Source organism: Streptomyces sp. NPDC043878 (genome assembly GCF_056435735.1).
Genome location: NZ_JBWKDW010000008.1, coordinates 282,030 through 288,529 on the forward strand (window position 1 = coordinate 282,030; position 6,500 = coordinate 288,529).

At 71.1% G+C, this 6,500-nt stretch carries 4 protein-coding genes; 2 read left to right on the forward strand and 2 right to left on the reverse strand.

All coding sequences use genetic code 11. The annotated features are described in order from the left end of the window. Positions 1-581: 581 nt before the first annotated feature. Both AC07AZ_RS14440 and AC07AZ_RS14445 read right to left on the reverse strand, forming a co-directional pair. The gene (locus AC07AZ_RS14440) at positions 582-3,197 is read right to left on the reverse strand and encodes an ABC transporter permease/substrate binding protein (protein WP_478847363.1); all 2,616 of its coding nucleotides are present in this window, start codon (positions 3,195-3,197) and stop codon (positions 582-584) included. Then, entirely contained in the window at positions 3,190-4,275 is a 1,086-nt protein-coding gene (locus AC07AZ_RS14445; RefSeq protein WP_478847365.1) for a quaternary amine ABC transporter ATP-binding protein, read from the reverse strand. Before AC07AZ_RS14445 ends, AC07AZ_RS14440 begins: the two co-directional genes overlap by 8 nt. Before the next feature lie 193 nt (positions 4,276-4,468). On the opposite strand from AC07AZ_RS14445, the gene AC07AZ_RS14450 reads away from it, so the two are divergent. Beyond that, positions 4,469-5,398, forward strand: coding sequence for a 5'-3' exonuclease (locus AC07AZ_RS14450; protein WP_478847393.1), 930 nt, complete (start codon positions 4,469-4,471; stop codon positions 5,396-5,398). 144 nt (positions 5,399-5,542) lie between these two features. Further along, positions 5,543-6,385, forward strand: coding sequence for a siderophore-interacting protein (locus tag AC07AZ_RS14455; protein WP_478847367.1), 843 nt, complete (start codon positions 5,543-5,545; stop codon positions 6,383-6,385). Positions 6,386-6,500: the final 115 nt, after the last annotated feature.

Below are 6,500 nucleotides of genomic sequence, written 5' to 3' on the forward strand. Positions count from 1 at the left end.
CCGATCGGAGGCCCGGTCCGCGGACGCCGGCCGGCGTTCTCCGGAGTTCCCGTGCGACAGCCGCGTCCCGGTCCGCGCGCGAGCGGTCGCACTCCTTTCAAGGCGCGGGACGTCCCTCGTGTTCCCCCGGCCGCGTCCCGCCGGTACGGCCGCCATCAGGCCGGTGATCAGCGGTTGCGTCCCGGGCGGTGAAGGCGCGGGCGGGAAGGCGGAGTTGGCGGCCCGCTGACGCGGTGGGCGGGGCGGGCCGGCCGGTGCGCCGGTCCCGCCGGGCTCCGGGACGGGCCGGAGGTCACCCCTCAGCCAGGGGCGAGATACCGGCGCGACGCAGGTACGGGCGGGCACGTCCGGCAAGTCCGGGGCGCGGCTTTGGTGGTCGCGTGGCGCTCCGTGGTTGGCCGGAACCTTTCCGTAGACGGGAACGGAGCGCGAACAGGGGGCGGGCGGTGCGCGATCCGGGCACGAGCGAGGCCCGAGCGGGTCCGGAAACGGCCCGAGGGGTGGGCCCCGCCACACGCTGTCAGGACGCGTGGGGAGGCCCACCCCTCGGGCGGTCTCGGTGCGGCGGCTAGTGCCGCGCACTAACTCGGGGTCATCCGCTCGGCCATGTCCGGGTGCTCCTTCAGCCAGGAGGCGACGGCCTCCTCCTCGTGGCCCTGGCCCTGCCGCTTGATCTCGCTCTCCAGGGAGCCGAGTTCGTCCTCGCTCATGCGGAAGTCCCTGATCCACCTGGTGAGCTGCGAGTACTGGCGGGGGAACTCGGCGCTGGAGATGGTGCGGATCGTGTTGCCCTCGCCGAACAGCTTCTTGCCGTCGGCGAGTTTCGTGAGGTCGTACTCGCTGTACGCCCAGTGCGGCGACCACAGCGCGACGGCGACGGGCTCCTTCTGGGCGTAGGCGCGCTTGAGCTCGGCCAGCATCGCCGGCGTGGAGCCGTCGACGACCTCGTACTCCTTGTCCAGGCCGTAGCCGGGCAGCACCTTCGTCTTGAGCAGGTTCATCTCACCCGTGCCCGGTTCGATGCCGATGATCTTCCCGTCGAACGTGGAAGCCTTGCCCTTGAGGTCCGCGAGCGACCTGACGTCCTTGACGTAGGACGGCACGGCGATCTCCAGCGAGGTCGGCCGGTACCAGGTGCCGAGGTCCCGGAGCCTGTCCCTGCTCTCGTCCCAGTAGTTCTTCTGCGCGTAGGGCAGCCAGGCGTCGAAGTTGAGGTCGAGGTCTCCGGAGGCGAGACCGGTGTAGACCGGGCCGACGTCCATCTGCTTGAGGTTCAGCCGGTAGCCGCGCCGCGCGAGGACGTTCTTCCACAGGTAGGTGACGGCGACGTCCTCGTCCCAGGGGAACCAGGCCACGTCCACGGCGCGCTTCGCCTCGGCGGGGGTCGAGCCGGAGCCGCCCTCGACCGGGGCCAGTTTGTCGACCACACCGGGGTTCTTCTTCAGCCAGGCCCGCACGGCGTCCTGCTGCCGGCCCTTGCCCGCCTTGTTGATCTCGGCTTCGAGGCTGGTGAGCTGCTTCTCGCTCATCTCGAAGTTCTTCAGCCAGGTGCCGACGACCGGGTTGTCGTCCGCGAAGCCCTTGCGGGCGAGGGTGTGCACGCCGTCGCCCCTGCCCCAGGCACCCTTGGGGTCCTTGAGCTTCTTCAGGTCGTAGTCGTTGTACGCCCAGTGCGGCGACCAGAGCGTGACGACGACGGGTTCCTTCTTGCCGTAGGCGCGCTTGAGCTCGGCCAGCATGGCGGGCGTGGAGCTGTCGACGACCTTGTACTCCTCGTCCAGGCCGTAGGTCTTGAGGACCTTGCTCTTGAGCAGGGCCGTCTCGCCGGCGCTGGACTCGATGCCGGTGATCTTCCCGCCGAACTCGGCGGCCTTCCCCTTGAGGTCGGCCAGGGAGTCGATGCCCTTCATGTACGAGGGGACGCTCAGCTCCAGGGAGGTCCGGCCGTACCAGGAGCCGAGGTCGTCGAGGCGGCTGCCGTACTTCTTCCAGTACTGCGCGTGGGTCGTGGGCAGCCAGGAGTCGGTCTCGAAGTCGACGGAGCCCTGCGCGAGGGAGGTGTAGAGCGGGCCGGCGTCGAACTGCTGGGCGTCCACCTGGTAACCGCGCTGTTCGAGGATCTCCTTCCACAGGTAGGTGGAGGCGACGCCCTCGTCCCACGGGATGTAGCCGATGCTGATCTTCTTGCCCTTGCCCACGTTCCTGCCGTCGGCGACCGAGGTGCCGTCGGCGCCGCCGCCGAAGACGCTCATGCCGCCCGCCACCAGGGCGAGGACCACGACACCGATGACGGCGACCTGCGGGCGGGGCCGGTAGGACCAGATCCGCAGGCCCTGGGAGGCGCGGGCCCTGGCAGCCGTACGACGGCCCAGCGGGGAGACGTGCGTGCCGAGGGCGCCGGTCATGCGGTCCAGATAGATCGCGAGGATCACGATGGCGACGCCCGCCTCGGAGCCGAGCCCGACGTCGAGCTGGCCGATGGCCTCGTTGACGTCGCCGCCGAGGCCGCCGGTGCCGACCATGCCGGCGATGGCGGCCATGGACAGGCCCAGCATGATCACCTGGTTGACGCCGGCCATGACGGTGGGCAGGGCGAGCGGCAGCTGGACGCGCAGCAGGGTGTCGCGCGGTGTGGTGCCGAACGCCTCGGCGGCCTCGACCAGTTCCCTGTCGACCTGCCGGATGCCCAGCTCGGTCATGCGCACGCCGGGGGCGAGCGCGAAGATCAGGGTGGCGACGATGCCCGCGGAGGCCCCGGTGCCGAAGAACAGGATCGCCGGGATGAGGTAGATCATCGCGGGCAGCGTCTGCATGAAGTCCAGGACCGGCCGGACGAGCCCGCTGACCCGGCTGGACCGTGCCGCCCAGACGCCCACCGGAACCGACACGACCAGCGCGATGATCGTGGCCACGAGGACGAGCGACAGGGTCACCATCGCGTCCTCCCACAGTTCGAGGGAGTCGATGAAGGCGAATCCCACGAACGTGAGGACGCCGGCCGTCGTGCCGCGCAGCCAGAACGCGAGGACGGCGAAGATGCCCGCGAGGAGCAGCGGTTCGGGGGCCTGGAGGACGGCGTCGATGCCGTCGTAGGTACCGGTGAAGACGGTCTTGAGGAAGTCGAAGAGCCAGCTCATGTGGCTGAGCAGCCAGTCGACGGCGCCGTTGACCCAGTCGCCGAGCGGAATCCTAGGCACCGGCGATCACCTTCTCTCCGTCCTGGCGCGGGCTCGCGCACGGGACGGCGGCGCCCTGCTCGTCACCGAGGAAGGCGATCAGACGCTCCGCGGTGACGACACCCACGAGTTCGCGGCGCGCGTCGAGCACGGCCACGGGGTGGGTGAGGCGGGCGCTGATCGCGCAGAGTTCGGTGAACGGCGTGTCGGGCGTCGCGGTCTCGCAGTCGCAGTCCGCCTCGTCGCCGCGCGTGTCCGGGTCCATGACAGCGCCCGCGGTCAGGACCCTGGAGCGGTCCACGTCCTGGATGAAGGAGGCGACGTAGTCGTTCGCGGGGCGCAGGAGGATGTCCTCCGCGGTGCCGGTCTGGACGATACGGCCGTCGCGCATCACGGCGATCCGGTCGCCCAGGCGCATGGCCTCGTTCAGGTCGTGGGTGATGAAGACGATGGTCTTCCTCAGGGTCCGCTGGAGTTCGAGGAGCTGGTCCTGCATGTCCCGGCGGATCAGCGGGTCGAGCGCGCTGAAGGACTCGTCCATCAGGAGCAGGTCGGCGTCGGTGGCGAGGGCGCGGGCCAGGCCCACCCGCTGCTGCATGCCGCCGGACAGCTCGTCGGGCCAGGACTTCTCCCAGCCGGCCAGCCCGCACAGGGCCAGCGCCTCGCCGGCACGCCGCTCGCGCTCGGCGCGGGGCAGGCCCTGCACGGCCAGGCCGTAGGCGGCGTTCTCCAGGACACTGCGGTGCGGGAAGAGCGCGAAGTGCTGGAAGACCATGCTGATCTTCTTCGCGCGGACCTCGCGCAGCTCCCGGGCGGTGAGCGCGGTGAGGTCCTGGCCGTCGAAGCCGACATGCCCGGCGGTGGGCTCCAGGAGCCCGTTGAGCATGCGCAGCAGCGTGGACTTCCCGGAGCCGGACAGACCCATGACGACGAAGATCTCGCCCGGTTCCACGGTGAAGGAGGCGTCGATCACGGCGGCGGTGGCGCCGTCGGCGCGCAGCTCCTCCCGGCCGGCTCCCTTCCGCAGCCGTTCCACCGCCTCCTCCGGCCGTCTGCCGAACACCTTGTAGAGCTCGTGGGCCTCAAGCCTGGATGACACGCGTACCTCTTGACTCGGCGACGGGGAAGGGAGACGAGCGGCCGCAAACGGTTGAAAGTGCAATCGGCATCGCTCCGAGGCCGTGCCTGCCCTGCTCGGGAGGGGTCAAACACGGGAGTGTCCCAGTTCACAAGGTGTTTACAAGTGCGACGCCCTCTTCACCGGAGGGTGACTGTCGGTGCCGTACGGCATGATGCGGAACGTGACCGGACGACTGATGCTCCTCGACACCGCCTCGCTCTACTTCCGCGCCTACTTCGGGGTCCCGGAGTCCGTGAAGGCACCGGACGGCACGCCGGTGAACGCCGTGCGCGGTCTCCTCGAATTCATCGACCGCCTGGTCCGGGACCACCACCCGGACCAGCTGGTGGCCTGCATGGACGCCGACTGGCGGCCGCAGTGGCGGGTCGACCTGATTCCCTCCTACAAGGCGCACCGCGTCGCCGAGGAGCACGAGACGGGCCCCGACGAGGAGGAGGTTCCGGACACGCTCTCGCCGCAGGTCCCCGTCATCGAGGCCGTCCTCGACGCGCTGGGCATCGCCCGCGTGGGCGTCGCCGGGTACGAGGCGGACGACGTGATCGGCACGTTCACGGCCCGGGCCGAGGGCCCGGTCGACATCGTCACCGGCGACCGCGACCTCTACCAACTCGTGGACGACGCGCGGGGGGTGCGCGTGCTGTATCCGCTGAAGGGCGTCGGCACCCTCCAGGTGACCGACGAGGCATGGCTGCGCGGGAAGTACGGTGTCGACGGCCGGGGGTACGCGGATCTGGCGCTGCTGCGCGGCGACCCGAGTGACGGCCTGCCGGGGGTGCCCGGCATCGGCGAGAAGACGGCCGCGAAACTGTTGGCGGAGTTCGGCGACCTGGCCGGCATCGTCGCGGCGGTGAACGACCCGAGAGCCGCCCTCACGCCGTCGCAGCGCAGGCGTCTGGACGAGTCCCGGCCCTACCTGGCGGTGGCGCCGAAGGTCGTCAAGGTCGCGGACGACGTGCCGTTGCCCGCGGTCGACACGGCCCTGCCGCGCGCGGCGGGCGATCCGGCGGCACTGGAGGCCCTGGCGACCCGCTGGGGGCTGGGCGGCTCGCTGCAGCGACTGCTCACGACCCTGGGGGCCTGAACACCACCCGGGAGACGAATGATGGTGCCGCCGGAGGGAAGCCGACCTCTGTGCTTGGTTCAATCTTGCCCACGGACAACAGGTACTCCGTGAAGGCGAGATGCTAACTTAGGTTTGCCTAAGCACGGGACCAGGGAGGCCGCCATGGCAGAACGACCGGGACGCAAGCCGCGAAAGCCCCACTCCGCGCAGGTCGTCCGCACCGAGCGGCTGACCCCGCACATGCAGCGCGTGGTGCTCGGCGGCGAGGGCCTGGCCGATTTCGAGGCCGACACCTGCACGGACCACTACGTGAAGCTCCTCTTCCCGGCCGGCGGCGCGACCTATCCCGAGCCGTTCGACATGGAGCGCATCCGCGAGGAGTTCCCGCGCGAGCAGTGGCCGGTCACCCGGACCTACACGGTGCGCGCCTGGGACCCCGGGCACCGCGAACTGACCCTCGACTTCGTGATCCACGGCGACGAGGGCCTGGCCGGCCCCTGGGCGCTGCGCGCCCGGCCCGGTGAGACCGTGCGCTTCATGGGCCCCGGCGGCGCCTACGCCCCCGACGCGAACGCCGACTGGCACCTGCTCGTCGGCGACGAGAGCGCACTGCCCGCGATCGCCCGCTCCCTGGAGTCACTGCCGACCGGCGCCAGGGCGTACGCCTTCGTCGAGGTCACGGGCCCGGAGGAGGAGCAGAAGGTCGACTCGGACATCGCGGTCGACTGGGTGCACCGCGGGAGTCGACCCGTCGGCGAGGCGCTGGTCGAGGCGGTCCGGGCGCTGGAGTTCCCCGACGGCCGGGTGCACGCGTTCGTGCACGGTGAGGCGGCCTTCGTGAAGGAGCTGCGCCGGCTGCTGCGGGTCGAGCGCGGGATTCCCCGCGAGGACCTGTCGATCTCCGGCTACTGGCGCCTCGGCCACAACGAGGACGGCTGGCAGGCCGCCAAGCGGGAGTGGAACGCGCGCGTCGAGGCGGAGCAGGAGGGCGCGACCGCCGCCTGACGCCCGACCGTCCCGACCCCGTGCGGGGGAGGGGGGGGGGGGGGGGGGGGGGGGGGGGGTGGGTGGGGGGGGGGGGGGGGGGGGGGGGGGGGGGGGGGGGGGGGGGGGGGGGGGG

Excerpts from the sequence above, each read along its gene's own strand:
- AC07AZ_RS14450 (WP_478847393.1), top strand. The coding sequence starts at position 4,469 with ATGCGGAACGTGACCGGACGACTGATGCTCCTCGACACCGCCTCGCTC.
- AC07AZ_RS14455 (WP_478847367.1), top strand. The coding sequence starts at position 5,543 with ATGGCAGAACGACCGGGACGCAAGCCGCGAAAGCCCCACTCCGCGCAG.